This window comes from Candidatus Avedoeria danica (assembly GCA_016703025.1).
GTDB classification, from domain to species: Bacteria; Chloroflexota; Anaerolineae; order Epilineales; family Epilineaceae; genus Avedoeria; species Avedoeria danica.
Genome location: JADJCV010000004.1, coordinates 1449399 through 1473859, shown reverse-complemented (window position 1 = coordinate 1473859; position 24461 = coordinate 1449399). Strand labels below are relative to the sequence as shown.

Sequence of the window (24461 nt, the reverse complement as noted above, 5' to 3'; positions counted from 1 at the left end):
GACGGTTGCAGGAGCCTCATCGTGAGCGAGCAGATCACTCTGAACACACAGCTGCGGACGGTCACCGGCAAGAAGGTGGCCGGGCTGCGGCGCGCCGGCATGACGCCGTGCGTGCTGTATGGCCCGGAGAGCGAGCCCGTCAGCCTGCAGGTGGACACGAAGCACCTGCGCTCCGTCCTCCACAAGGCCGGCACGACGCGGCTGATCCATGTGGACATCGAGGGCGACAAGAAGCCGCGCCTGGCGATCGCCCGGGCGCTGCAGATCCACCCGACCAAGCTCACGCCGATCCACGCCGACCTGCTCGAGGTCAGCGAGCGCGTGCCCGTCCAGACCGCGATCCCGGTCCGGATCGGCGGCAAGGTGCCGCCGGCCGTGCAGCGCAACGAGGCGATGATCCGCGCCCTGCTCGACCACGTCATCGTCCGCGCCCTGCCCAAGGACCTGCCGCAGGAGATCGTCGTCGACGGCGGCAAGCTGCGCGAGCTCAGCCAGGTGCTGCGCATCTCGGATGTGGACGTGCCGAAGGGCGTTCGGATCATGGACGATTCGAACCGCGCCGTCGCCCGCATGGCGGCGCTCCGCCGCGGCGCGGCGGTCGTCGGTGACGATGACTACCTTGCGGCGATGGACCCGACGACCTCCGAATACGCCGCCGCCCACGCGGAAGACGCGGCGCCGGAGGATGGCGCCGACTGAGGTCGGCCGGAATTGCCCACCGACTCGCGCATGCGGATCGGACACTAACGGATCGTATGCGAAGCGGGCGGCCCCGTCGGCCGCCCGCTTCGCGTGGTGCGTCCGCGCCCGGACCGCCGCCGATCGGCCCGAGCCCCGTGTGCTATACTGCGCCGGGTCCGCCACAGGTCCGTTTCTGTTCCGCGGCCGTTTGAGGAGCCCGCTTTCGTGATCAGCCCGCTGAATGCCTTGCTGGGCATGTTCTCCCGCGATATCGGCATCGATCTCGGCACGGCCAACACGTTGGTCATGGTCGAGGGCGAGGGCATCGTCATCAATGAGCCGAGCGTCGTGGCGATCGACAAGCGTACCCGGCGGGTGCTGGCGATCGGGTCGGAGGCCAAGAAGATGGTCGGCCGGACGCCGGCGAACATCATCGCCGTCCGCCCGCTGCGGGACGGCGTGATCAGCGACTTCGACATCACCGAGAAGATGCTCGTCTACTTCATCAAGAAGGTGCACGAGCGCTCGTTCAGCCCGCTGCCCAAGCCGCGCGTCGTCGTCGGGATCCCGAGCGGCGTGACGGAGGTCGAAAAGCGTGCCGTGCACGACGCGACGATCAGCGCCGGCGCGCGCGAGTGCTACCTCATCGAAGAACCGATGGCGGCCGCGATCGGCGCCGGGTTGCCGGTAACGGCTTCCATCGGCAGCATGATCGTCGACATCGGCGGCGGGACGACCGAGGTGGCGGTCCTCAGCCTCGGCGGCATCGTCGTCGCCCGAAGCCTCCGGGTGGCGGGCGACGAGATGGACGAGGCGATCATCGACTACGCCCGCAAGCGCTACAGCCTGGCGATCGGCGAGCGGATGGCCGAGCAGCTCAAGCACGAGATCGGCAGCGCGTTCCCGCTCGACGTCGAGCTGACGATGGCGATGCGCGGCCGCAGCCTGCTCACCGGATTGCCGCAGAGCGTCGACGTCTCGTCCATCGAGATCCGCGACGCGCTCTCGTCGCCCGTGCAGACGATCGTCGACGTCGTCAAGGACGCCATCGACGACACGCCGCCCGAGCTCGTGGCGGACCTCATGGAGCACGGGATCACGCTGGCCGGCGGCGGGGCGCTGTTGCGCGGGATCGCGCAGCGGCTCGAACAAGAGACGAAGATCGACGTAAAGGTGGCCAAGCACCCGATGGCGTGCGTCGCGCGCGGCGCCGGCCTCGTCCTCGAGGACCTCGACAACCTCGCGCCGGTCCTCGCTTCCACGCAGCGTGCTGCGCTGGCCACCGGTGGACGGTAGGCGCTTCCGGATGTCGCGCCGCGACCGGCCGTCGTGGATGTTCGCGCTGGCGCTGCTCGGCGTCGTGTTCGGCCTGGCGCGCGGTTGGCGCGGGCCGGCGGTGATCAACGGCACGCTGTCGCGCGTCCTCTCGCCCGTCACGCACGCGCTGCGCAGCGCGCGCGAGCAAGTGGGCGTCGTGACGGAGTGGTCGCGCAGCAGCGAGGCGCTCGAGGCGAAGGTGGCGGAGCTGACCGAAGAGAACGCCCGGCTCCAGGTCGAGTCCACGAAGCAGGGCCAGTTGATCCGTGAGAACGAAGAGCTGCGCGCCGCCCTCGGCTACAAGCGGGACCGCGTCGACCTCGATCTGCTGGGCGCCAGCGTCCGCGCGGACGTCGTCGGCGGTGAACCTGGCGGGCTCGTGCATGCGATCTGGATCGACCAGGGCAGCCTGGCCGGCGTCGCGGCAGGCGACCCGGTGGCCACGCACCGCGGTCTCGTCGGCCGGGTGGTGCGCACGTACGGCGAGGCGAGCCAGGTCCTGTTGATCAGCGACGGCGGTTCGGCCGTCGGTGCGCGCGTCGAACGGTCGCGGGCGACCGGGATGCTCGTCGGCTCGGTCGGCGGCGAGCTCACGCTGCGCTACGTGCCGCAGAACGGACCGGGCATGCCGCCCAACATCGTCGTCGGCGACGTGATCCACACCAGCGGGCTCGACGGCACGAACGGCTTCCCGCGGATGGTGCCGATCGGCCAGGTGATCGAGGTGCGGCAGAGCGACGAGCGGCCGAACCAGGAGGCGGTCGTCCGGCCGTTCGTCGACCTCGGCAGCGTCGAGTTCGCCCTCGTCATCACCGGCTGGCGCGCCGTGCCGCTGCCCGACGCCGCCGGTTCGATCGACAGCGGATCGGCCGCCGACGGTTCGGCCGCCGACGGTTCGGCTGGTGACAGTTCGGCTGCCGACGGATCGGCCCCCGACGGATCGGCCGCCTCCGGCGCAGTCGTACGACCCTGAACGCGCGGGCGGTCGTGAACCCGTACGGCGCGGCGCTCATCCTGCTCGGGGCGGTGATCGCGCAGGTCGCGCTCATGCCCTCGGCCGCGCTCGGCAGCGCCGTGCCGCTGCTGACGTTGCTCGTCGTCGTCAGCTGGGGCTACGTGCGCGGGGCACGCCAAGGCATGGCCTGGGCGCTCGCGGCAGGATTGTTGAGCGACGTGATGTCGCCCAAGCCGATCGGCACGTACACGCTGCCGCTCATGGCGGCGGCGCTCGTCGTCGGTCTCGGCGCCGGCCGTTTGGCGGACGCGATCTTCATGCCGGCTGCGCTGACCACGGTGGCGACGATCGTCTTCATCGCCGGCCAGATCGTCGTGCTCGGCTTGATCGGGGACATCGTCGATCTTCGACCTGAGGCGCTCGTCCCGACCGTGCTGCCGACCGTGCTCCTCAACCTGCTGTGGCTGCCGATCGTCTACTTTCCGCTGCGCTGGCTCGCGCGGCGCAGCGGCCCGCCGCGGCTGGCGTGGGAACGCTAGTCATGGCCGGCGTTCCGGGTCCGCTCCGCTCCACGCGCTTGATCGGCCTGCGGGTGATCGTCGTCGTCGCGCTGGCGTCGCTTCTCGGCCGCCAGTGGCAGATCCAGGTGATCCGCGGCGCCGAGCTGCGCACGGACGCACGCAACAACCGCTACGTGGCCCAGGAGATCGAGGCCGACCGGGGCGTGGTCTACGACAGCAAGGGCGAACAGGTGGTCTTCAACCGCCCGCGCTTCACGGTGTCCATCGTGCCGGGTGCCTTGGCGGACATTTCCGCCGAGGCCCGCGAGCACGTGCTGAACACCGTCGCGGAGCGGGTCGGCATGTCGGTCTATCCGCGTGCCGCCAGCGTGCGCGTCGGCCGGTCCGGACCGCGGGACGCGCAAGGCGGCGCGCAGGACGACGCGGTGCGGGCGATGTTCGCAGCGCCGCGCAGCATCATCCGGCTCATGCCCGTCAACGACGAAGGCGAGACCGTCTGGGCCGGATGGCAACCGATTCCGATCGACCGCAACGTGCCGCGCGATGCCGCTTTTCGGTTGATGGAGCGGCAGGGCGATCTGCCCGGCGTCCTCGTGACCGAGTCGAGCGTGCGCGAGTACCCGGCGGGTCCGACGCTGGCCCACATCCTCGGCTTCACCGGCGCGATCCCCGAGGAGGAGGTCGACGGCTACCTCGCCAAGGACTATCGGGTATACGACAGCGTCGGCCGGAGCGGGATCGAGGCCAAGTATGAGGACGTGCTGCGTGGCCAGAAAGGGGAGCAGATCGTCGTCGTCGACGCCCACGGGCGCCCACTGCGGCGGCTGGAGACGACGCGGCGCGAGCCCGTGCCGGGCGACAACCTCGAACTCGCGATCGACCTGACGTTCCAGCAGGCGGCGGAGGAAGCGTTGGCGCGCGGACTCCGAAAGTCGGGCTCGAAGAGCGGCGCCGTCGTGGCGATCGACCCGCGGGATGGTGCCGTACGGGCACTGGTGACGCTGCCGACGTTCGACAACAACATGTTTTCGACGGGCGCCTCGCCCGAGGCGTTCGTCAAGCTGCTGACCGATCCCGATCTGCCCTTGGTCAATCGGGCCATCACCGGCCAGCCGCCGGGCTCGACCTACAAGATCATCACCGCCTCCGCCGCCCTGCAGGAAGGTGTGATCACGGGCCAGACGCGGATCGTCGATCCCGGCGCCATCTACCTGCCGCACGCCTACAACCCCGCGGCGCGCCAGCAGTTCGTGTGCTGGAATCGCGGCGGGCACGGGTCGCTGAACGTCGTCGGCGCGCTGGCCCAATCGTGCGACGTCTTCTTCTACGAGGTCGCCGGCGGCTATTACGAGGGTGGGGCGAACCAGGCGGGCCTTGGGAGCGACCGGCTTGGCCGCTACGCCATGGCGTTCGGCCTGGGTGCGCTGACGGACATCGAGCTCGTCGGCGAGGTCGAGGGGCTCGTGCCGGACAAGCGGTGGCTGGCGGCCCACAACGACGAGTACTGGGGCACCGGCCAGACCTACAACATGGGCATCGGCCAGAGCTACTCGCTGGCGACGCCCCTCCAGATGGCGAACGCGACGGCCGCGGTGGCGAACGGCGGGACGCTCTATCGGCCGCACCTCGTGACGCGCGTTGCGGACGTCAACGGCCGCGACGACCCGCGCCGCGTGCCGGGCGGAGTGATCCGGCAGGTGCCCGTCGACCCGGCGCACCTCGCGCTCGTGCGCGAGGGGATGCGACAGGCGGTGCTGCCCGGCGGCACGGCCTCGTGGGCCGGCATGCCGCCGCAGGTCGCGATCGCCGGCAAGACGGGCACGGCCGAGTTCGCCGACGTGTTCACCGGCAAGGACGGCAAGCCAACCGTACGGACCGACCGCTACGGCAACCTGCTGACCCATGCCTGGTTTGTCGCCTTCGCCCCATACGACAAGCCCGAGATCGCGTTGGCCGTGTTCGTCGACGGCCGCGGTCTGGACCACATCATCGAGGGCTCGCAGGTGGCCGCGCCGATTGCCGCCGAGGTGTTGCGGACGTACTTCGGCATCCCGCAGCCCGCCCCGGAAGCGACGCCGTGCACCTCGCCGCCGTGCCCGACGGCCGAGGCCGATGCCCAAGCGCCCGGCCAAGGGCCGTCGGCGCCGCGGGCGGACGGCACCGCGGCCGACGCTCCACCCTCAGGGGGCGACCGATGAGCCAGGAAGTCCCGCTGCCGCCCAAGCCGCCGGTGACGATCAAGGGCCGTGGCAACACCGTGACGATCACCGTCGACAGCCGCGAAGCGCCGGACGACATCCTCGCCAGCCTCGACGCCCAGTTGGCGCGGCGCGGCCGGACCTTCTTCGCCGGCGCGCCGACCGCGGTCGAGGTCAAGCCGGGGCCGCTGGATCCGTTGCTCGTCGCCCGTCTGGCGGAAAAGGTGGCCGCGGCCGGGATGTCGCTCATCGAGGTCTCCATCGGCGGGCGGACCGCCGCGCCGGCGCCGGCAGCGCCCGCCCCGGCCGCCGCCGAAGGCGTGCTGCTGGTGGAGCGCACCTTGCGCGGCGGGCAGCGGATCAGCCATGATGGGTCGGTCATCGTCCTGGGTGACGTGAACCCGGGCGCCGAGATCATCGCCGGCGGCCATGTCATCGTCTGGGGACGGCTGCGCGGCACCGTCGAGGCCGGGTTGACGAGCGCCGGGGCGATGGTCTGTGCGCTCGACCTCGCGCCGACGCAGCTGCGGATCGGACCGGCGCTCGCCCGCGCGCCCGAGGAGCCGGACCGTGTGCCGGTGCCGGAAGTGGCGCGTGAGGTCGACGGCCGGATCGTGGTCGAAGGATGGCGATGACGACGACGACGACGACGACGATGACGACGGCGACGACGACGACGATCAGGATACCGCTGCAAGCCGCATGATCCATGTACGGGCGGGTCCCCGTGCCCGCCCTGCCTCGGCCACCACGGGCCCCTCGACCCCAACCCACTCCCGGAGCCACCATCCATGGACGAACAGTCCCAACGCGCCCAAGTCTTCACGATCACGTCCGGCAAGGGCGGCGTCGGCAAGACGACGACGACGGCGAACATCGGTGTGGCGCTCGCACGGCGGGGGCGGACGGTGGCGGTCATCGACGCCGACATCGGGCTGCGCAACCTCGACGTCGTGATGGGCCTCGAGAACCGCGTCGTCTACAACCTCATGCACGTCGTACGCGGCGTCGTCGATGCGGAACGGGCGCTGATCCGCGACAAGCGCGTGCCGGGCCTGCTCATGCTGGCGGCCGATCAGCACTCCGACAAGGACGACGTGTCGCAAGAGGAGATGGTGCAGGTGTGCGAGGACCTGCGCGCGCATGTCGACTACATCCTCGTCGATTCGCCGGCCGGCATCGAGCAGGGCTTCCGCAACGCGCTTGCGCCGGCCGATCGCGTGATCCTGGTGACGACGCCCGAGGTGTCCGCCGTCCGCGACGCCGACCGGATCGTCGGCCTCGTCGAGGCCGCCGGCAAGCCGGCGCCGGTCCTGATTCTGAACCGGATCAAGCCCGACCTCGTGGCGCGCGGCGACATGATGTCCACGGCGGACGTTCTCGACATCCTGCGCGTCGACATCCTGGGCGTCGTGCCCGAGGACGCCGGCATCGTGGCCGCGACGAACCGCGGCGAGCCGGTGGCCCTTGACGCGTCGTCGCGCGCCGGCCGGGCGTTCCACAACATCGCGGCCCGCATCGAAGGCGAGACCGTGCCGCTCATGGCGCTGGACGAAGTCGAGGCCAAGGGGTTCCTCAAGAGCCTGAGCAACCTGTTCCGAGCCGGACCGGACGGAGGGTGACCATGGGCTTTCTTGATCGCTTGATGGGCCGTCCGGGACCTCCGTCCGACGCATCCGGCCGGGTGGCCAAGGAGCGGCTGAAGGTCGTGCTGGAGTACGACCGCGCGCGCCTGACGCCGGCGCAGCTCGAGCTGATCCGCGATGAGATCATCGCCGTGATCTCGCGCCATGTCGACATCGCGAACGCCGACGTCGAGGTGAAGTTGGAGCAGGGCGGGCGCTTGGTGGCCGAGATCCCGCTCGGGCGGGCGGGTGGCGGGGGCGGCGGGACGGGAGGGGGCGGCCGGTGAACCGCGCGCTCGTCGGGCGTCTGCCGCGGCCGGCGACGGCGTCCATGCCGGAGGCGATGTGGCGCAAGCTGCGCACCTTCGACTGGCTGATGACGCTCGCCGTCGCTGCGGCCGTCGCGTTCGGCGTGGCGATGATCTACAGCGCGACGCTGCGCGGCGGGATGACGAGCGTGTGGTGGGAGGACTACGTCTACAAGCAGATCGTGTTCGCGGCGCTCGGGCTCGTACTGTACGGTCTCGTCAGCGCCAGCGACTACCGCACGCTGGCGGCGTTCGCGCTGCCGCTCTATGGGGTGTTCGTTGCCGCGCTCGGGCTCGTCCTCGTCTTCGGCGTCACGGTACTCGGCGCGCGGCGGGGCTTTCAGATCGGGATCCTGACGATCCAGCCGAGTGAGCTGATGAAGGTCGTGATGATCGTGGCGCTTTCCGCCTATTACAGCCGCTACGATGTCCGCCGGCCGCGCGTCCTCCTCGGGGCGATCGGCATGATCGCGGTGCCCGTCGGCCTGATCCTCATGCAGCCCAACCTCTCGACGGCCGTCGTCCTGTCGCTGATCTGGCTCGGCATCACGTTCGCGGCCGGAGCGCGGATGCTGCACCTTGGCCTCCTCGTCCTGCCGGCCGGGCCGCTCATCGCGCTCAGCTTCCGGATGGGGCTGCTCTACGAGCACTGGCTGGCGCGCTTCGCCGACATGATCGTGCCCGGCTACCAGAGCCGGCAGGCGCTCATCGCGGTCGGCAACGGCGGGCTGCTCGGCATCGGCTACGCGCAGGGCTCGCAGTCACAGGGCGGGTTCGTGCCGGTGCTCCACTCCGACGCCATCTATGCGCTCATCGCCGAGGAACTCGGCGTCGTCGGCAGCGCCGTCGCCGTCGCCCTCCTCGGCTTCATCGTGCTGCGCATCCTGCGCTCCGCCTCGACCGCCCTCGACTCCACCGGTGCGCTCATCTGCACGGGCGTCGCAACGTACCTCTTCGGCCAAGCGCTGATCCACATCGGCGTCGTGTTGCAGGTCGTGCCGCCGACCGGCCTCAGCCTGCCGTTCATGTCCTACGGCGGCTCGAGCCTGCTGACGGCGATGGTCGCGCTCGGGCTCGTGCAGTCCGTGCGGATGTGCCGGCGGCCGTTGGAGTTCTCGTAACCTGAAACGGAGACCAGCATGTCCGCACCCACTCCCGTCCGCGTGCGCATCGCGCCCTCGCCGACGGGCTTCTTCCACGTCGGCAACGCCCGCACCGCGGTCTTCAACTGGCTGTTCGCGCGCGCGCACGGCGGGTCGTTCGTCTGGCGCGTCGAGGACACGGACCGCAGTCGGTTCGTGGCCGAGGCGTTGGACGACCAGCGAGCGGCGCTGGACTGGCTCGGGATCACGCCGGACGAGGGGCCGTTCACGGGCGGTGCGTTCGGCCCGTACATGCAGAGCGAGCGGATCGAGCGGTATCGCGAGCGCGTCGACGCGTTGATCGCCGGCGGCAAGGCGTACCGCTGCTTCTGCACGCCCGAGCGGTTGGACGAGGTGCGCCGGGCACGCGAGCTCGGCAAGCTGAAGGGGCGATACGATCGGCACTGCCGCAACCTGAGCGCGGACGAGGTCGCCGCCAAGCGGGCGGAGGGCGGTCGCCATACCGTCCGGCTGGCGATGCCGCTCGCGGGCACGCGGACGCTGTCCGACGTCCTGCGCGGCGAGATCGCGTTCGACCTGGCCGAGCTGGACGACCCGATCGTCCTGAAGAGCGACGGCTGGCCGACGTACCACCTGGCCGTCGTCGTCGACGACGAGGCGATGGCGATCACGCACGTCCTGCGCGCCGACGAGTGGATCCCGAGCGCGCCGATCCACCTCGTGCTGTACGAGTCGTTCGGCTGGACGCCGCCGGTCTACTGCCACGTGCCGCTCGTCCTCGCGCCCGACGGCAAGGGCAAGCTGAGCAAGCGCCATGGCGGCGCCGAGGTGCGGGACTACCGCGCCGCCGGCTACCTGCCGGAGGCGTTGTTCAACTACCTGGCGCTGCTCGGTTGGGCCTACAGCGGCGACGAGGAGATCTTCACGCCGGCCGAGGCAGCGGCGCGCTTCGCGCTGGCGGACATCAAAGTCTCGCCGGCCGCCTGGAATCCCGACAAGCTGCAATGGATGAACGGCCATTACATCCGCAGCCTGGCGCCAGACGACCTTGCGGCGCGTTTGACGCCGTTTCTCGCTGACGCGGGAATCGAGGCGACCTCGTCCGAGGTGCTCGCCCTCGTGCCGCTCATCCAGGAGCGGATCACGACGCTCGTCGAGGCAGTGCCGCTGGTCGACTTCTTCTGGGCAACGAGGGTCACCCCCGACGTGGCCGACCTCGTACCCAACAAGCTCACCCCCGCCGACGTCGCCGCCAACCTCCGCCGCACCGCGGAGGCGCTGGCAGTCGTCGACCATTGGACGGCCGAAGAGCTAGAGGAAGTGCTGCGCGCCCTATCCGATGAGCTCGGCGTGAAGCCCGGGCCGCTCTTCCAGCCGGTGCGCGTGGCCGTGACGGGCAAGAAGATCGCACCACCGTTGTTCGAAACGCTGGCCATGGTCGGCAAGGCGAAGGTCATCGATCGGCTCGTGGCGGCGGCGGACCTCCTCGAAAGCGGGGGGGGCTGATGGCGGTGGACGGCATCGTCGACCTGCGCAGCGACACGCTCACCCGCCCGACGCCCGCGATGCGGGCCGCGATGGCCGCGGCCGACGTCGGCGACGACGTCTTCGGCGAGGACCCGACCGTCAACCGCCTCGAGCGCCAGGCGGCCGAGACGATGGGCAAGGCCGCCGGCTTGTTCATGCCAAGCGGCACGATGGGCAACCTGGCGGCGTTGTTGGCCCATTGCGGGCGGGGCGACGAGGCGATCGTCGGCGATGAGGCGCACACGTTCTACTATGAGGCCGGCGGCATGGCCGCGCTCGGCGGGATCCAGCCCCGCACGTTGCCGAATCGACCCGACGGAACGCTCGACATAACGGCAGTCGAGGCTGCCATTCGGACGCCGAACGTCCACTTCCCGGTGACGCGCCTGATCTGCCTCGAGAACACGCACAATCGCTGCGGCGGCGCCGTGCTGGACGCAGCCTACATGCGGGCCGTCCGGGCCGTCGCCGACGCGCACGGCTTGGCCGTCCACCTGGACGGGGCGCGGATCTTCAACGCCGCCGTCGCGCTCGGCGTGCCGGTCAGCGCGCTGGCCGCGGACGCCGACAGCGTGACGTTCTGCCTGTCCAAGGGGCTCGCTGCGCCCGTCGGCAGCGTGTTGTGCGGCACCGCGGCGTTCATCGACACCGCGCGGCGGGCGCGCAAGCAGCTCGGCGGTGGGATGCGCCAGGCCGGCGTGCTGGCCGCCGCCGGCCTCGTCGCCCTCGACACGATGGTCGACCGCCTGGCCGACGACCACGCGAACGCCCGCCGCCTGGCCGAGGGCCTCGCGGGGCTCCGCGGCGTGACGCCGGCCCCCGACGCCGGCCGCACGAACATCGTCGTCGCCGCCCTTGACCGCGCTGACATCGACGTTGACGCGCTGGTGGAGCGAATGGCGGGGGAAGGGGTGCGGTTCTTCGGCGTCGGCGGGAACCGGTTCCGGCTCGTGACGCACTGGGAGGTCACGGCGGACGATGTCGAGCGGGCGCTCGCCGCGTTCCGGCAGCTGCTCGGCTGACGCACCGCCGCCGCGGGCCGCCGAGCGTCGACTTGGATGGACACGCGCCCGCACGCTTGACAGGCGCCTGCTCTGGATGCTATCCTCGCCCGCCGCTGAGGTGCCGCCGCAGGAATGCGGCGGACGAACGGCGGGCCAGGATGGGGCACGGGGGCGTGGTGTAGAGGCCTAACACATCGGCCTGTCAAGCCGAAGATCGCGGGTTCGAATCCCGTCGCTCCCGCCACCGGAACCGGGCTGTCGCATGTCGGCAGCCCGGTTTTTCGTTCATCCGTTCGGATCCGCACCCCTCAACCGCAGCGCCGTGATAACGAACAAGCCGATCACGACGGCGATGACGATGCGCGCGGTGCGCTGCAGCGCCGGCGTCCACGCCGCAAGCGGGTCGACGCCCGACAGGGCGCCGGTGTCCGGAAGGGCGGGACCGAACGCATCCCCACGGGCAGCGGGCAGCGCGGTCACGGCGAACGGCGGCGCTTCCGTTCGGACGGCGGGCGCCAACGGATCGGAGACGCCGCCGGGCATCGCGATGGTGGATGTTTGGCTGCCGTCGCCGGCGGATGGCGGTGGCGGGGCGCCGGCCGCGACGACGACGACCCAGGCAACCCGGCCATCCGCCAACGGCTCCGTCGCCGCACCGAGCGCGGTGGCTGCTGCGTCGAAGAGCGCCGCGCCGTCCGGATTGTCGGGGCTCGCCAGCCAGTCCGCGGCCTGCTCGAGGTTGCGACGAACGGCGTACGCGCGGGCCGCCGTAAGGTCGGGCGGGGCATCCCAGCCGGCCAGCACCACCGCGGCGCGCAGCGCTTCACCGCCGCTTGGCGTGTCGTCGCCTGCCACGCCGCCGGCAAGTGCCAGCGCCGCCGCCTGGGCGGACGCCGCGCGGTCGAGCGCACGCTCGCGCGGGAGCACCGCGACGCCCCGTTCGGCGCGGAGCGTGTTCACGAGGCCGGCCAGCGCGTCGCCGAACGTCGATCGACCGGGACCGGGCGGTGGAGGTGACGGCGCGAGCGTTTGTCCGGGCGCCTGCCCGGGCGCTCGCGCGACCGCCGGGCGCGGCGCGTGACCGGCGAGGGCCCAGGCCGAGAGCGCTGCGGCGCAGGCCACCGCCACGACCGTCCGGGCGCGTGCGGTTGGGGTGCGTTGCGGCCGCGGGTCCATGCCGGCGAGTATATCATGCGCGATTCGATGCCCGTGCCGCGGCCATGGGCGCCCGCGACCCCGGCCGCGGGCACCCATGGCCGCCGCCGCGCACGGGTCGACAAAGAAAGGCCGTCGTCATGACGCTCGAACCACCGCTCAAGGGTCGAATCGCGCTCGTCGCCGGAGCGACGCGCGGTGCAGGGCGAGGCATCGCCGTACAGCTCGGCGCGGCCGGCGCGACCGTCTACTGCACCGGGCGCACGACGCGCACGCATCGGTCGCCCCTGAACCGCGCCGAGACGATCGAGGACACCGCCGAACTCGTGACGGCCGCCGGCGGCGTCGGGATCGCGGTCGCGGTCGACCACATGGATGCCGCGCAGGTGAAGGCGCTGGCCGAGCGGATCGGCGCGGACCACGCCGGACGGCTCGACATCCTCGTCAACGACGTCTGGGGCGGCGAGAAGCTGATCGTGTTCGACGAGCCGTTCTGGCGCCAGCCGCTGTCCGGCGGCCTGCAGATGTTCCGGAACGCGATCGAGACGCACCTGATCACGAGCTGGCACGTCGCGCCGTTGCTCATCGCATCCGGGCACGGCCTGGTGATCGAGGTGACGGATGGACAGGAGGCAGGCTACCGCGGCTCGCTCTTCTACGACCTCTCCAAGGCGACCGTCATCCGGCTGGCCCTCGGCCAGGCCGAGGACCTCCGACCGTTCGGCGGCACGGCTTTGTCGATCACGCCCGGCTTCCTCCGCTCCGAGGAGATGCTCGATCACTTCGGCGTCACGGAGGCCACGTGGCGCGCCGGCGCGGCGACGGACCCCCACTTCGCGATGGCCGAGTCGCCCGCATACGTCGGCCGTGCCGTCGCCGCCCTGGCCGCCGATCCCGACGTGGCGCGCTGGTCAGGGCAGGCGTTGTCGTCGTGGCAGATGATGCACGTGTACGGCTTCACCGACATCGACGGGAGCCGTCCGGACTGGGGGCGATACTACGCCGAGGTCGCGGCAGGGAAGACCCCGGACGCTGGCGCGTTTCGCTGAGCGGTCACGATGCGACGGCCCGTCGGCAGTCGGGACGCTTCGGCGTCGCTCTGACGACGTTCACACGCCCACCGAATCAACCAGTGTCATTCAACCCATCTTACCCATCGAACCCACCGAAGCGCTGCGGCCTCACGGTGTGACCGCAGCCGCGCCCATCGCCGTCGTGAGCGCCGCCGCATCCACGGCCGAGCGCACGACGGCGCCGCCCGCGTCGGCCACCGCCGCCAGCCCCGGCGCCGGCCGCGGCGGGCCGAGCAGCACGACCGTCAGCCGGGCACCGCCGTCGGCGAGCCCCCGTGCGCGCGCCGCGGCGCCGGCAACGGCATCGGCCGCGACGTCGTCGGCGGCCACGAGGATGGCATGTCCGGCGCCGGGCGGCGCTTCGCCGAGGACGTCGGCTGCCAACGCGAGCGCCGCGTCGGCCCGGCGCTCGCGGCCGGGGGCGCTGGCGACGGACCGGGCGATGGCGCGCGCCGCGTGGTCGTTGCCGAAAGGTGCCGGCCATCGCACCGCCCAGTCGTCCCAGCGGGCGAGCGTGAGGCGGCCGAACGGGCCGTTGGCGGCGGCCGCGGCGCGGACGGCGACGGCCAGCGTGTCCGGCCCGCCGTTGGCCGACAGCCATGCCGCAGCCGCGGTCGTACCGTCGAACAGGACAATGTGGTGATCCGACGCTTCGACAGCCGGGAGCGGCGTGGTCGGCCGCTCCGCGCCGAGGCGGGGCAGGTAGATCGGCGACGGGCGACGGTTGGGTGCTGGTGCGTTCGTCGGTCCCGTGCCGAGGGCTTCGCCCGGCATGCGGAGGACGCCGGCATCGCCGAGCGCCACGTACGCGTCGCCCCGCGTCCAGAGGACGTCGTCGCGCTGCGGCGAAGTCCCCCATGCGTCGATCAACTGGCCGTGCGGGAGCGCGACGGACTGGCCGACGGGCGCGAGCCCGTGCCGGATGTCGAGGGCGGCCAGCGCCGCTCCGTCGCTGGCCAGCACGTGGTCGCCGCGCGAAAACGCTGAGTCGGCCAGGGCGACGGCGCCGAACCCCCAGCCGCTTCGTTCAACGCGCAAGCCGCCGCCGAACGGCTCGAGCGCGAGGAGGGCCGTGCCAGGCCCCTCCGCTGGATGGGACAGAAGAATGACGCCGCCATCGGCCGAAACCGTCCGGTACGTGCGGGCGAGCGATGTGGAGTTGCGCGGGGCCGCGGCATCGAGCCCGGCCGGCCAGACCTCGAGCGTCGCGCCGACCCCCGTGCTCGACATGATGAGCCATGCGTCCGGCGCCGCGCCGATCGCGACCGGGAAGCCTTGGCGTGGGCGGACCCGCCCGGCTCGGCGCGGCTGGGCCCGCGAACGCACGTCGGCCACGGCGACGAAAGCGCCGCGCCCGTCGGCCTCGGCCTCGACCCAGGCCGCTCGGCCGTCGCGCACGACGAGCGGCACGGCGTGTGCGACGACCTCCGGCTGCGGCGCAAGCCAATCGACGTGGCCGAGCACGCGTGCCCGACCGTCCGGCTCGATCGCCAGCGTCACGAGCCCGCACGCCGCGGTCAGCGCCACCGCTCCGCCGCCGGTCTCGCCGGACCGGGCCGACGTGTCGGCCGCAACCGCCACGACGGCCCCGCAGTCGCGGCCGCCGCCGGCTGATCCCGCATCGCCGGGTTCCCCGTCGCCGAACAGTCGCGTCGCAGCGCGGTACGCGACGTCGTCGCTCCCGATGGCAAACGTCGCCACGCCAGCGCGGCCGGCCGCGCCGAGCAACGTGTCGGCGTCCGCGCCGAGGACGGTCTGCCAGAGCGGCGGGGCGATGTCGGGGGCGACCACCGAAGTTGCGTTGTCGAAGTGCGCGCGCAGGCCGGCGTCGCCGCCGGCGACAACGAACGGTGGGATCGGCATCGCGCTCGTCGATGCGCGATCGGTCGATGCGCGATCGGTCGGCGCGTGATCGGTCGGTGTGCCGGCTGCGTCCAGCACCGCGACGACTGCCCGACTGGCATCCCAGGGCGCGCCAGTGCCCGACGCGGTCCACGCCGGTCCGTCGTCGTGCAGCGCGGCGTGCGCCCACCAACGTGCGTCGGCCGACAGCACGGTCACGCCGTCGGCCCGCCAGGCCGCGGCCGCGCCGCGCGAGCGGCCGTCGCGCGGGTCGTCGCGGATCGGGACGGGCCGCGAATGACGTTCGGCGGCCGGCGTGGTGTCGGCGAGGTCGATGTGAGCACGGACGACAGGGCGGTCCGGATCGCTGGCGTCGAGGACCGTCAGCCGGCCCGGACCGTCGTCGGTCACATCGACGAAGGCGACGCTTGGCCCGCGCGCATCTACGGCGAACGCCGGCCAGCGCGGTCGGGTCGCATGCGCGGCGGGCGACGAGCGCACGCTCGGGCGGCGCGGGTCGATGGCGTCGATCAACCACAGCCCCCATGGGCGGACGACGGCGGCGTAGCGCCGCTCGCCCAGGACCACGACGTCACCCTGCCAGTCGAGGGCGTCCATCGCCTGAAAGCGGCCGTCGTCGGTGGCCACGATGCCTACCTCGACCGGCGCGGCCGGCTTGAGATCGAGGATGGAGACGCCGCGATCGGTCACCGCCCAGACGAGCTGCCCACCCACCGCGACGGCACCGATCTTGACGGCTCCGCTCTTCAGGAGCGGAATGCGGATCCGGACGATCGGACGCGTGAACGCGCCGGCGTCGAACAGCCAGACCTCCGCCGGGCCGCCGCGACCCATCAAGCCGATCGCGACGCGCCCGTCGCCGATCGCCAGTGCCTCGGGCACGGCCGGCAGGACATCCGATCGCCCGAGCGCGACCCAGCCGTCCGCCGCCACCCGCCACGCCGTGAGGCGCGGGCCGACGATGGCCCAGACGGTGCCGGTGGCGGCATCGAAGGCGACGTTCGTGACGGCGCCGCCGGTTTGGGTGATGCGGTCGGGCAGCCCGTCCGCGGAGGCTGGCGCGTCGGCCGCCGCGTCGCTGCCGCCGTCGGCGTCGGGCGACGCGTCATTGCCGCCGTCGGCGTCGGGCGACGTGCCGATGCCGGAAGTCGCCGCACGGCGCGGGGTCGATCGCATCGCCGCGGGCGCCGGCTCGACGTCGTCGGTGGCCAGGATCACGGTCAGAGACTGCGGTGTGTCCTTCATCGCGACGGGCTCGGCGTTGCTGCGGTCGGCAGAAGACGGGTACCAGCGCGTGAGGCCCCGCCACGACGCACGAACGTGGTGTTCGCCCGGCGCAAGGACGACACGGCGGCAGCCGTCGACGCCCGTGACGGCATAGACGTCCAGCGGCCCATCCGGCGCCCGGCCGATGGCGATATCGGCATCCGCCAGCGCGCCGCCCGCGCCGTCGACGACGTGGACGGTGAGCGTTTGCGGCGCCGCGGGGCCGGCGCACAGGCCGGCGTCCGGAGCGGTCGTCGGGCTCGCCGGTGGCGATCCCGTCGCCGGTTCCGTGTGGGTGGCGCGGCGCGGCGGCGTCGCGGGCGGGGCGTCGGTGGCCGGCGGGGCGGCGAGAATCGCCGGCGCGGGCAGGACGGATGGCCCTGCCGGCTCGGTCGGCGTTGACGGCGTGGCGGTCGGAGACGGCGCCGCGCGCGCGGGTCGCGGTTCGGTCCGCTCGGCCGCCATGCCGCGGACCGTCATCGACGCCCCGGCCGGTCCGTCGCGGCCGTCGCGCAACGAACCCATCGCGTCGGCTGTCCCGTTGCCGCTGTTCGCTCGTCCCGTTGTGACGGACGTGCCGATCCGGGCGATCGGGGCCGGATCCGGTGTTGCCGGGCCCGCGACCGGCGTGGCGGCGATCCGGAGGCCCGGCGACGGCACTTGGGTTCGGTCGCGGCCGGCGCGCAGTCCGGCGGCGGTGAGCAGGAGCAGGATGCCGATGAGCAAGGCGGTCCCACCGTGTCGGCCTGGCGCAGACGGCCATCGGTGCGCCGCTTCGGCGTCCTCCGGTTGGCTGGCTGGCCCGATCGGGATGGGCGCGGTGACCGCAGCGCCGGCGGCGCCGGCGGCGTCGGGCAGACCGAGCGCGCGGTCGATCGCGGTGCGGCGGGCGGCGGGAAGTGCGGGCAGCGAGGCCAGGGCTGCGGCGAGTGAGACGAGCTCGGCCAAGTCCGGGCCGGGGGCGGGGGCGGGGACTGCGCGGTGTGCATCGGATGGCGCACCACGGCCCGCGTCGTCTCCGGCGGCGGCGCCGTCCATCGCCGAGGCGCGGGCGATGGCCTCGGCCAAGCGGTCGGCCGCGCCGTCGGTGGCCGCTGGGCCGGACGGCGCGGCGGGCCGGGACGCGTCGTCCGGGGAGGGCCGTGCTCGGCGTGGATCGCTCATCGTGCCATTTCCTTATCTTGGAGCCGCGCGCGCAATTCGACCAGTGCTCGATGCTGCAGCTGCTTCACGGCCGCCTCGCTGCGCCCGAGGAGGTCGGCGGTTTCCAGAACACTGTACCCGGCGCCAAAGCGCAGGGCGATGACTTCACGCTGCCGGTCCGAGAGCGCCGTGACGGCTTCGACGAGCGCGGCCTGGCGCCAGATGCCGGCCATTGCCTCGACGCCCTCGCCCACGACCGAGGCGCCCAATCCGTCCATCGTTGGGGAGGTGCCGGCGGCCGCATCGTCGAACGCGAGCGGTGCGGCGTCGCCGTCGGCATCGATCGACGCCGCGGTCGGGTTGCGGCGGCGGTCGTCCCAGTGGCGGCGCAGGCGGTTGCGGGTGATCGCGAACAGCCAGGCGTCGAAGCGCGCCGGGTCGCCGAGGTCGCGGATGCCCTTCAGCGCGTTCAGCCAGACGTCCTGCGTCAGGTCGGCGGCCAGCGACGCGTCGCCGACCCGGAGGCGGAGGTAGCGGAATGTGCGGTCGACGCAGCCGCGGTAGAGGGCGGCGAATGCGGCCTCGTCGCCGCCGCGCGCGCGCGCCGCGAGCCCGGACGACCCGTCCGGGCTCGCGGCGGTTGGCAGCGGCGCTGCGGCGTCGTTCACGCCGGGGCGTGCGTCGCCAACGGGTCGTGCGGTGCCGCGGCTCGACTCATCGTCCGAGATCGCGGTCGCGCACCGTCCAGGGGATGAAGATGCGCGCTTGCCCGAAGCCGGGCGGCAGGTCCGGCAGCGCGGCGGGTACGATCGGCGCGAGGGCGCCGGCGGGGACGCAGGCGTTGCTGAAGTGGTAGTACAGCCGCGCCGTGCCGAGTTCGAAGTCCTTGAGCGTCAGCGCGCGCTCGAGTGGCGCGTTCGGGCAGTACGACCAGCCGGAAGGCAGGCCGTCGAGCTTCACGATGAGGGAACGGTCGGCGAGGCGCTGCGGCAACTGCAGCCCGGCGATCTGGATGCCGTCGATGAGCTGGCTTCGTCCGCTGGCCACCTGCCGGCCGGTCGCGTCGTGGACCGAGAACTGCAACCGTGGCAGCGGCGCTGCGGCCGCGGCGACCCGATCGGCCGCGTCGTAGACGCCGTCGCAGCTGGCGCAGCCGGCCGCCGTGCCGCCCGCGACGTCGACGAAGGCGGCGGCGAGCAGGGTGAGCGGCGGGGCGGGGATGGGCGTCGGGACGGCGGTCGGTTCGGGGACGGCGCCGACCCCAAGCCCTTCACCCTTCTGTGCCCAGACGAGGATGCCGTCGCCCAGCCGCGGGGCGTGCCCGTCGTCGGCCGGGCCGGCCAACAGGGCCGTTGCGTCCCAGGTGCCGCTGGCCGAGAACTCATCCACGCGGACGATGACGGGGCCGTCGGACTGGATCCGGCCACTGCCGTAGGCGTGGTTGAGCGCGCCGAGCACGACCGCGCCGCGGAAGACGTGGCCGCCGCCGGGGGGCAGCACGACGCTGCCGTCGGCGACGCCGATCGGCCCGCCCTGGCCGTCCGTCGCCGTCAGCGTGACGGTGTGCGGTTGGCTGTCCGGGTTGACGACGCTGACGTCGGTCGTGAAGCGAGCGCCGGTGTGGTTGAGGCGCAGGATCGGGAGCCAGCGGTCCGTCCCGCCGTCGCCGGCCGCCACCGCCGGCGCCGCCGCCGCTGTGAGCGGCGCACCCTCGGCCAAGTAGTGGTCGACGGCGTTGGCAACGAACGGTCCGGTGCCTTCGATCCGCACCGCGCCGGCGCAGCCGGCAGGGACGGTGGTCTCCGCGGCGAGGTCGATCGCAAGCGCGCCGCCCGCGTCGACGGACCGCGGACCGATCGACAGCGCCTGGCCGGCGCAGGCGCTCGTCGAGCCGAGCACGTGCGCGGTGACGTCGATGGCCGCTGCGCCGGGGTTGGCGATGACGAAGCGGCTCGAGCGCGTGACGCCCAGCGCGTCGTCGAGGGGTGCGGCGCGGTAGGCGCGGGGGATCCAGCGCTCCGTCGAGGCATCGTCCGTGCCGCGGCCGGCGACGTCGTAAATCGCCTGATCGCTGGCGAGGTCGAACACGAGGGCCGAGGCGACGACCGGGCGGTCGACGGCGATGCGGGCGATGGCGGCGCCGGCCGGCGCCGCGACGGTCACGAAGCGGCCGGGGGCAATGCTCAGGGTGGTCGTGGCGGCACCGTAGTGGATCGTGCCGTCTGCGGTGGCGGCGGGATCGGGGTTGGCGATGCGGATGTAGGCCCGTTCGGAGGCGCGCAGGCCGAGCGGCAGGGCGATGTCATCGTCGGCGGGCGCGGAGGTGAACATGATCGAGCCGCCGGCCCCGGACCAGTCCGTTCGGCCGACCGACCCGAACCCGGCCGGGTTGACGACCGACGCGACATAAGAAACACTGGACAGTTCTGAGTGTACCGGGAGGTAGAAGTTGAACGCGGCACCCGGCGCCACCGACCCGCGATCGATCGTGCGCACCTCGCCGGTAACCGGCGCGAAGCGCACGGCCACGTTCTCGGCCGCCGCGGTCTGATTGAGAACCTGGATACCACTGGCCGCGAAGCTGCCCGCGCTGTTGCCCGCGCTGGGCTGCGGCCACCGGACCGGGCCGTCGGTGGGCGCCGGGGTCGGCGTGTTCGAAGGCGGCACAGCAGTGCCTGGGCCGGAGGTGGCGGTCGCCGCCCGCGTCGGCGGGGGCGGGCCGATGCGGGCGCGCAGGACGAGGGGCAGCCAGTGGCGGCCGATGTCGGCCGTCGAGAGCAGGGGGGCGGCGGCTGCGTCGAGCACGCCGTTCATGGACGCGTCGACGATGACGCCGGTGATGGGCCTGTCCGATTGGAGGAACGCGCTGCCGTACATGTTTGGGGGCATCGCACTGCCGAAGTCGGCCGGCACGGGCGCGCCGCGGCCTGCAGGGACGGAAAGGGTGCACCCGGCCGGACAGGCGAGCGAGGTGCCGAATGGATCGCGCACCTCGACGGTGACGGTGGCCGCCGTGGCGCCGGGGTTGAGGAGCCAGAGCGTCGTCGACAGCGTCGCGGCGGTGTGCTCGCGGCGCATCAGGACGGCTTGTAGCTGCGTGCGGGCGTCGCTCTCAGGTAGCGCGGCGTAGCTCGATAGCGCGGTCACGGTGCCCGCTGCGGCGACCGCGCGGGTGAGGACGGCGCCCGTCACATGCGAGTCTGTGCTCGTGTGGACGATGCCGGCGGCGGTGCAGCCGGCGGGCAACCCGGCGGCCGACGGCGTCACGTCGACGTGCAGCGACCCGCCAGCAGGGACCTGAAGCGTGCTGATCGCGCCGGTGTCACTCTGGTCGCACGTGCCAGAGACGCCCATGAGTATGAACTCGATCGTGGAATGGACGCTGCCCACGTTGTGCAGGGCCAGCGTGCTGTGCCACGTCGCACCGGCGGCATCGACTGCCTCGAGCGGGACGTAGGGCAGCAGCAGCCGTCCGGCCGCCGCATCGACGCCCGGCGCGGCGTAGCCCGCCACGCCCATCGGGCTCGTCTCGCCGTCGACGATCGCGCTGGCGGCGACGGCACGGTCGGCGGTGACGAGCAGCGCGCCGTCGAAGTTGCCGAGCGCGGCAAACGCCGGATGGCGACCGAGGTCCACCGTGGCGGACGCGCCCGCGGCGATCGTGAGGTCGACCGTGGCGGCGACGGCAGTCGTGCCGTTGCGTACGGCCGCGATCGAGACGGCGGCCGGCGCCGCGGTGTCCGTGTTCTGGACGTTCACGAGCGTGTCGAACGCGTCGTTGCTGAGGGCCAGCGGAATGGAGACGGCGTTGTCATCGGCGGCGCCTTCGACGAGCACCGCCCCCCCGGACGACCCCCAATCCGTGCGGCTGAGCGCGGCGACCTCGGGTGCGCCGAGGATCGCGGCCGAGAAGGCACCGTTCGAGAGGCCGGACTCCATCGGTAAATAGAGGTTGACGGCGCTGCCGGACGCCACGCCGGAGCGATGGACCGATGTTGCCGCTCCGCCTCCCTGCGGCCGGAACTGGACCTCTACGTCCGTCGTGGTGGTGCCGAGGTTCAGGAGTTGGATGCCGGTGGCGCCGGCGCCGGCGATCCCGGCGCTGGCGGGCAACGTGGCCGCGACCGCCACGAGGGCGGCGATCAGCAGCAGGCGAACGGTCGTTGGAGTGAAGCGAGGGTTCATGGTCGTTCTCCCGTGGGTGCGCCCGATCGCAGGCAAGACCTCGTGCGCGGGCAAAAGCCCATGCGCGGCCAAGAGCCCGTGCGCGGGCAAGTTCACGGGTCATGATCCCGGGGGGACGGATTCGGTGACATTTCGGAGGGGCGATGGTCTTGCGGGGCGCGCGGAGGGTTGTCGTGGGTGCGCGGAGGATTGTCGTGGGCGCGCGGAGGGCACGGCACGCCTGCCCCTACCGGCGCAACGCGAGGCCGCCGATCGGGCTGTGCTTGGCCGCGATCGGTAGGTGAATGCGCCAGGTTGCGCTCGGAATCGTCGCCGTGGCCGATGCTTCGGGCGACGCCGGCGCCGTCGCGTCCGGCCGCGCGGTCGGCGTGGCTTCGACGGGCGCGGTCGGCGTGATCGTCGGCGTGGCTGGCTCGGGCGTCGCGCTGGCCGTGTGCGGCGGCGAGGGTGTGGGCGTCGGGGTGGCGGTGTCCGGGGCGGCGGTCGGCGTACGGGAGGCCGTCGGCGACGGGCCGGCCGTCGGGGGGAGCGTGGCCGTGCGCGTCGGCGTGACGGTGCGGGTGCGGGTCGGGGTTGGGGTGAGGGACGGGGTGAACGTCGACGACGGCGTTGGGGTGAGGGACGGGGTCGGGGTGATCGAGGGCGTCGGTGTGATCGTCGGCGTCCGCGTGGCGGTGCGCGTTGCGGAGGGCGTCGGTGTGTTGGAGGGGGTCGGCGTGGTGGAGGGCGTGGGCGACGGGCCGGGCGTGACCGTTTGGGTCACGGTGGGCGTGGGCGTGCGGGTGGCAGTGGGGGTGGGCGACGGGCTGGGGGTGCGGGTCACGGTTGGCGTCGGGGATGGGCTGGGCGATTGGGTCGATGAAGCCGTCGGTGACGCGGTGCGCGTCGGGGTCGGGCTGGCCGTCGGGGAGGCGCTCGGCGTCGGCGTGTTCGACGCCGTCGGCGACGGGCCGGGTGACGGGGTGAGCGTGATCGTCGGCGTGTGGGTGACCGTCGGCGTCGGCGTGCGCGTCGGGGTGGCGGTGGGCATCGGCGTTGGGGAGGACGTCGGCGACGAGGTAACGGTGGGCGTGCGGGTGGACGTCGACGTCGATGTTGGCGACGGGGTGGCGGTGGGCGTGCGGGTGGACGTCGATGTTGTCGACGAGGTAACGGTGGGCGTGTGGGTGGACGTCGACGTCGACGTCGGCGACGGGGTGACGGTGGGCGTGCGGGTGGCCGTCGACGTCGGCGACGGGGTGACGGTGGGCGTGCGGGTGGCCGTCGACGTCGGCGTCCTGGATGCCGTGCGTGTGGCCGTCGGCGAGCTGCCTATGGCATTGACGTTGCGCCAGATCGTGCTGAACTCGCCCTGGTTGGCCAGCACGGCATCGGGATCGCCGTCGCTGTCGACGTCGCCAACCGCGATGCCGAGCGTTGCGGCCCGCGCCAACCGCTGCCCACTGTCGGCAAAGGCGCCGGCGCCGTTGCCCAGCCAGACTTCGGTCGGTTGGCGAAGGTTGCCGGCCACGGCGTCGAGATCCGTATCGCCATCGACATCCACCAGTTGTACGGCGGAGGTGGTGCCTGCGCCGAGCCGCTGGCCTGAGTCAGAGAAGAGGCCAACGCCGTTGTTGCGGAAGACCAGATCCGGCTGGGGTGGGCCGCTCCCGGACTGCACCGCGGCCATCGCGAACCAGATATCCAGATCATCGTCGCCGTCGAAGTCGCCCAGGCCGACATCCCAGGTGTTGCCGTTGGCAAGCCGCTGGCCGCTGTCGGTGAGGAAGCCGTTGCCGCCGTTGCGCCAGACCTCATCGGGCGCACCATCGTTGCCGACGACGGCGTCGAAGTCACCATCGCCGTCTAGGTCGCCGAGGGCCACCGCGGCCGAGTCGACGGCTCCAAGGCGCTGGCCGGTGTCGCTGAAGCTGCCGCTACCGTTGTTGCGGAACACCTTGTTGGGTCGGCCGGGCGGAACGCCGTTCGGGTCCGCCCCATTGGCCACGAACGCGTCGAGGTCGCCATCGCCGTCGAGGTCGCGGAGCGCGACATCTCGCCCGGGGTCGTTGCCGAGCCGCTGGCCGCTATCGCTGAACCCACCGGCGCCATTGTTCAGCCAGATCTCGTCGGGCTGCGGGATCAGGGCGCCCGTGGCATCGAAGTGGCCGAAGTTCGTCACGAACGCGTCGAGGTCGCCGTCGCGGTCCACGTCGCCGAGCGCGACGGCGTCGCCGAAGCTGGTGCCAAGCCGCTGGCCACTGTCGACGAACGTACCCCCACCATTGTTGCGGTACATGCGATCCGGCTCGCCCACGAGCATGCCGCCGGGCGAGAGCGTGCCGTAATTCACGACGAAGGCGTCGAGATCGCCGTCGCCGTCGAGGTCGCCGAGTGCGACGTCGCGGGCGGACGTCGGGCCGCTGAGGAAGCCGAAGAGGGTGAACACGCCGCTCCCGCGGGCCGGGGTGGCGGCGACAGGCAACTCAGCGTCGACGATGTGCGCCACGCCGAGCACGGCAGCGACCGTCAGTGCGATCCCCGGACGGACCCGCCGC

17 protein-coding genes and 1 tRNA gene are annotated in these 24461 nt (G+C 72.6%); 13 read left to right on the top strand and 5 right to left on the bottom strand.

The features are described from left to right. Nucleotides 1-21 precede the first annotated feature (21 nt). From IPG72_09310 to IPG72_09255, 12 genes are all read left to right on the top strand, one after another. A complete protein-coding gene (locus IPG72_09310; protein MBK6769185.1) occupies nt 22-699 on the top strand; it encodes a 50S ribosomal protein L25 in 678 nt (225 codons plus the stop codon). Between the two features lie 237 nt (nt 700-936). After that, nucleotides 937-1977 carry a rod shape-determining protein gene (locus tag IPG72_09305; protein ID MBK6769184.1) on the top strand — a complete coding sequence of 347 codons (1041 nt, stop codon included), beginning with the start codon at nt 937-939 and terminating at the stop codon, nt 1975-1977. A gap of 10 nt (nt 1978-1987) precedes the next feature. Continuing rightward, on the top strand, nt 1988-2971 hold the full coding sequence (locus IPG72_09300) for a rod shape-determining protein MreC (GenBank protein MBK6769183.1): 984 nt from the start codon (nt 1988-1990) through the stop codon (nt 2969-2971). A gap of 14 nt (nt 2972-2985) precedes the next feature. After that, nucleotides 2986-3492: a rod shape-determining protein MreD gene (gene mreD, locus IPG72_09295; protein MBK6769182.1), complete on the top strand. Its 507-nt coding sequence runs from the start codon at nt 2986-2988 to the stop codon at nt 3490-3492. Between the two features lie 2 nt (nt 3493-3494). Then, a complete protein-coding gene (gene mrdA, locus IPG72_09290; protein ID MBK6769181.1) occupies nt 3495-5672 on the top strand; it encodes a penicillin-binding protein 2 in 2178 nt (725 codons plus the stop codon). After that, on the top strand, nt 5669-6307 hold the full coding sequence (locus IPG72_09285; protein MBK6769180.1) for a septum site-determining protein MinC: 639 nt from the start codon (nt 5669-5671) through the stop codon (nt 6305-6307). Before mrdA ends, IPG72_09285 begins: the two co-directional genes overlap by 4 nt. Nucleotides 6308-6463: 156 nt before the next feature. Next, nucleotides 6464-7294 carry a septum site-determining protein MinD gene (gene minD, locus IPG72_09280; protein MBK6769179.1) on the top strand — a complete coding sequence of 277 codons (831 nt, stop codon included), beginning with the start codon at nt 6464-6466 and terminating at the stop codon, nt 7292-7294. A 2-nt stretch (nt 7295-7296) separates the two neighbouring features. After that, nucleotides 7297-7584, top strand: coding sequence for a cell division topological specificity factor MinE (gene minE / locus IPG72_09275; protein MBK6769178.1), 288 nt, complete (start codon nt 7297-7299; stop codon nt 7582-7584). Next, nucleotides 7581-8726: a rod shape-determining protein RodA gene (locus IPG72_09270; GenBank protein ID MBK6769177.1), complete on the top strand. Its 1146-nt coding sequence runs from the start codon at nt 7581-7583 to the stop codon at nt 8724-8726. Before minE ends, IPG72_09270 begins: the two co-directional genes overlap by 4 nt. A gap of 18 nt (nt 8727-8744) precedes the next feature. Further along, complete coding sequence (locus IPG72_09265; protein ID MBK6769176.1) at nt 8745-10214, top strand: glutamate--tRNA ligase; 1470 nt, start codon at nt 8745-8747, stop codon at nt 10212-10214. Then, nucleotides 10214-11257, top strand: coding sequence for a low-specificity L-threonine aldolase (gene ltaE / locus IPG72_09260; protein MBK6769175.1), 1044 nt, complete (start codon nt 10214-10216; stop codon nt 11255-11257). The genes IPG72_09265 and ltaE overlap by 1 nt, the downstream gene beginning before the upstream one ends. A gap of 149 nt (nt 11258-11406) precedes the next feature. Then, nucleotides 11407-11483: transfer RNA gene (locus tag IPG72_09255), tRNA-Asp, on the top strand. Nucleotides 11484-11524: 41 nt separating this feature from the next. Here the strand turns inward: IPG72_09255 and IPG72_09250 are convergent. After that, nucleotides 11525-12415, bottom strand: a complete 891-nt coding sequence (locus IPG72_09250) for a hypothetical protein (GenBank protein MBK6769174.1) — start codon at nt 12413-12415, stop codon at nt 11525-11527. Nucleotides 12416-12534: 119 nt separating this feature from the next. Between IPG72_09250 and IPG72_09245 the strand changes: the two genes are divergently transcribed. Then, nucleotides 12535-13443 carry an SDR family oxidoreductase gene (locus IPG72_09245; GenBank protein MBK6769173.1) on the top strand — a complete coding sequence of 303 codons (909 nt, stop codon included), beginning with the start codon at nt 12535-12537 and terminating at the stop codon, nt 13441-13443. A gap of 132 nt (nt 13444-13575) precedes the next feature. Here IPG72_09245 and IPG72_09240 read toward each other — a convergent pair whose 3' ends face one another. From IPG72_09240 to IPG72_09225, 4 genes are all read right to left on the bottom strand, one after another. Further along, nucleotides 13576-17760: a hypothetical protein gene (locus tag IPG72_09240; GenBank protein ID MBK6769172.1), complete on the bottom strand. Its 4185-nt coding sequence runs from the start codon at nt 17758-17760 to the stop codon at nt 13576-13578. After that, the gene (locus IPG72_09235) at nt 17757-18407 is read right to left on the bottom strand and encodes a sigma-70 family RNA polymerase sigma factor (protein MBK6769171.1); all 651 of its coding nucleotides are present in this window, start codon (nt 18405-18407) and stop codon (nt 17757-17759) included. The genes IPG72_09240 and IPG72_09235 overlap by 4 nt, the downstream gene beginning before the upstream one ends. Nucleotides 18408-18453: 46 nt before the next feature. Beyond that, complete coding sequence (locus IPG72_09230; protein MBK6769170.1) at nt 18454-21924, bottom strand: hypothetical protein; 3471 nt, start codon at nt 21922-21924, stop codon at nt 18454-18456. A 226-nt stretch (nt 21925-22150) separates the two neighbouring features. Next, nucleotides 22151-24421 carry a VCBS repeat-containing protein gene (locus IPG72_09225; protein MBK6769169.1) on the bottom strand — a complete coding sequence of 757 codons (2271 nt, stop codon included), beginning with the start codon at nt 24419-24421 and terminating at the stop codon, nt 22151-22153. Nucleotides 24422-24461: the final 40 nt, after the last annotated feature.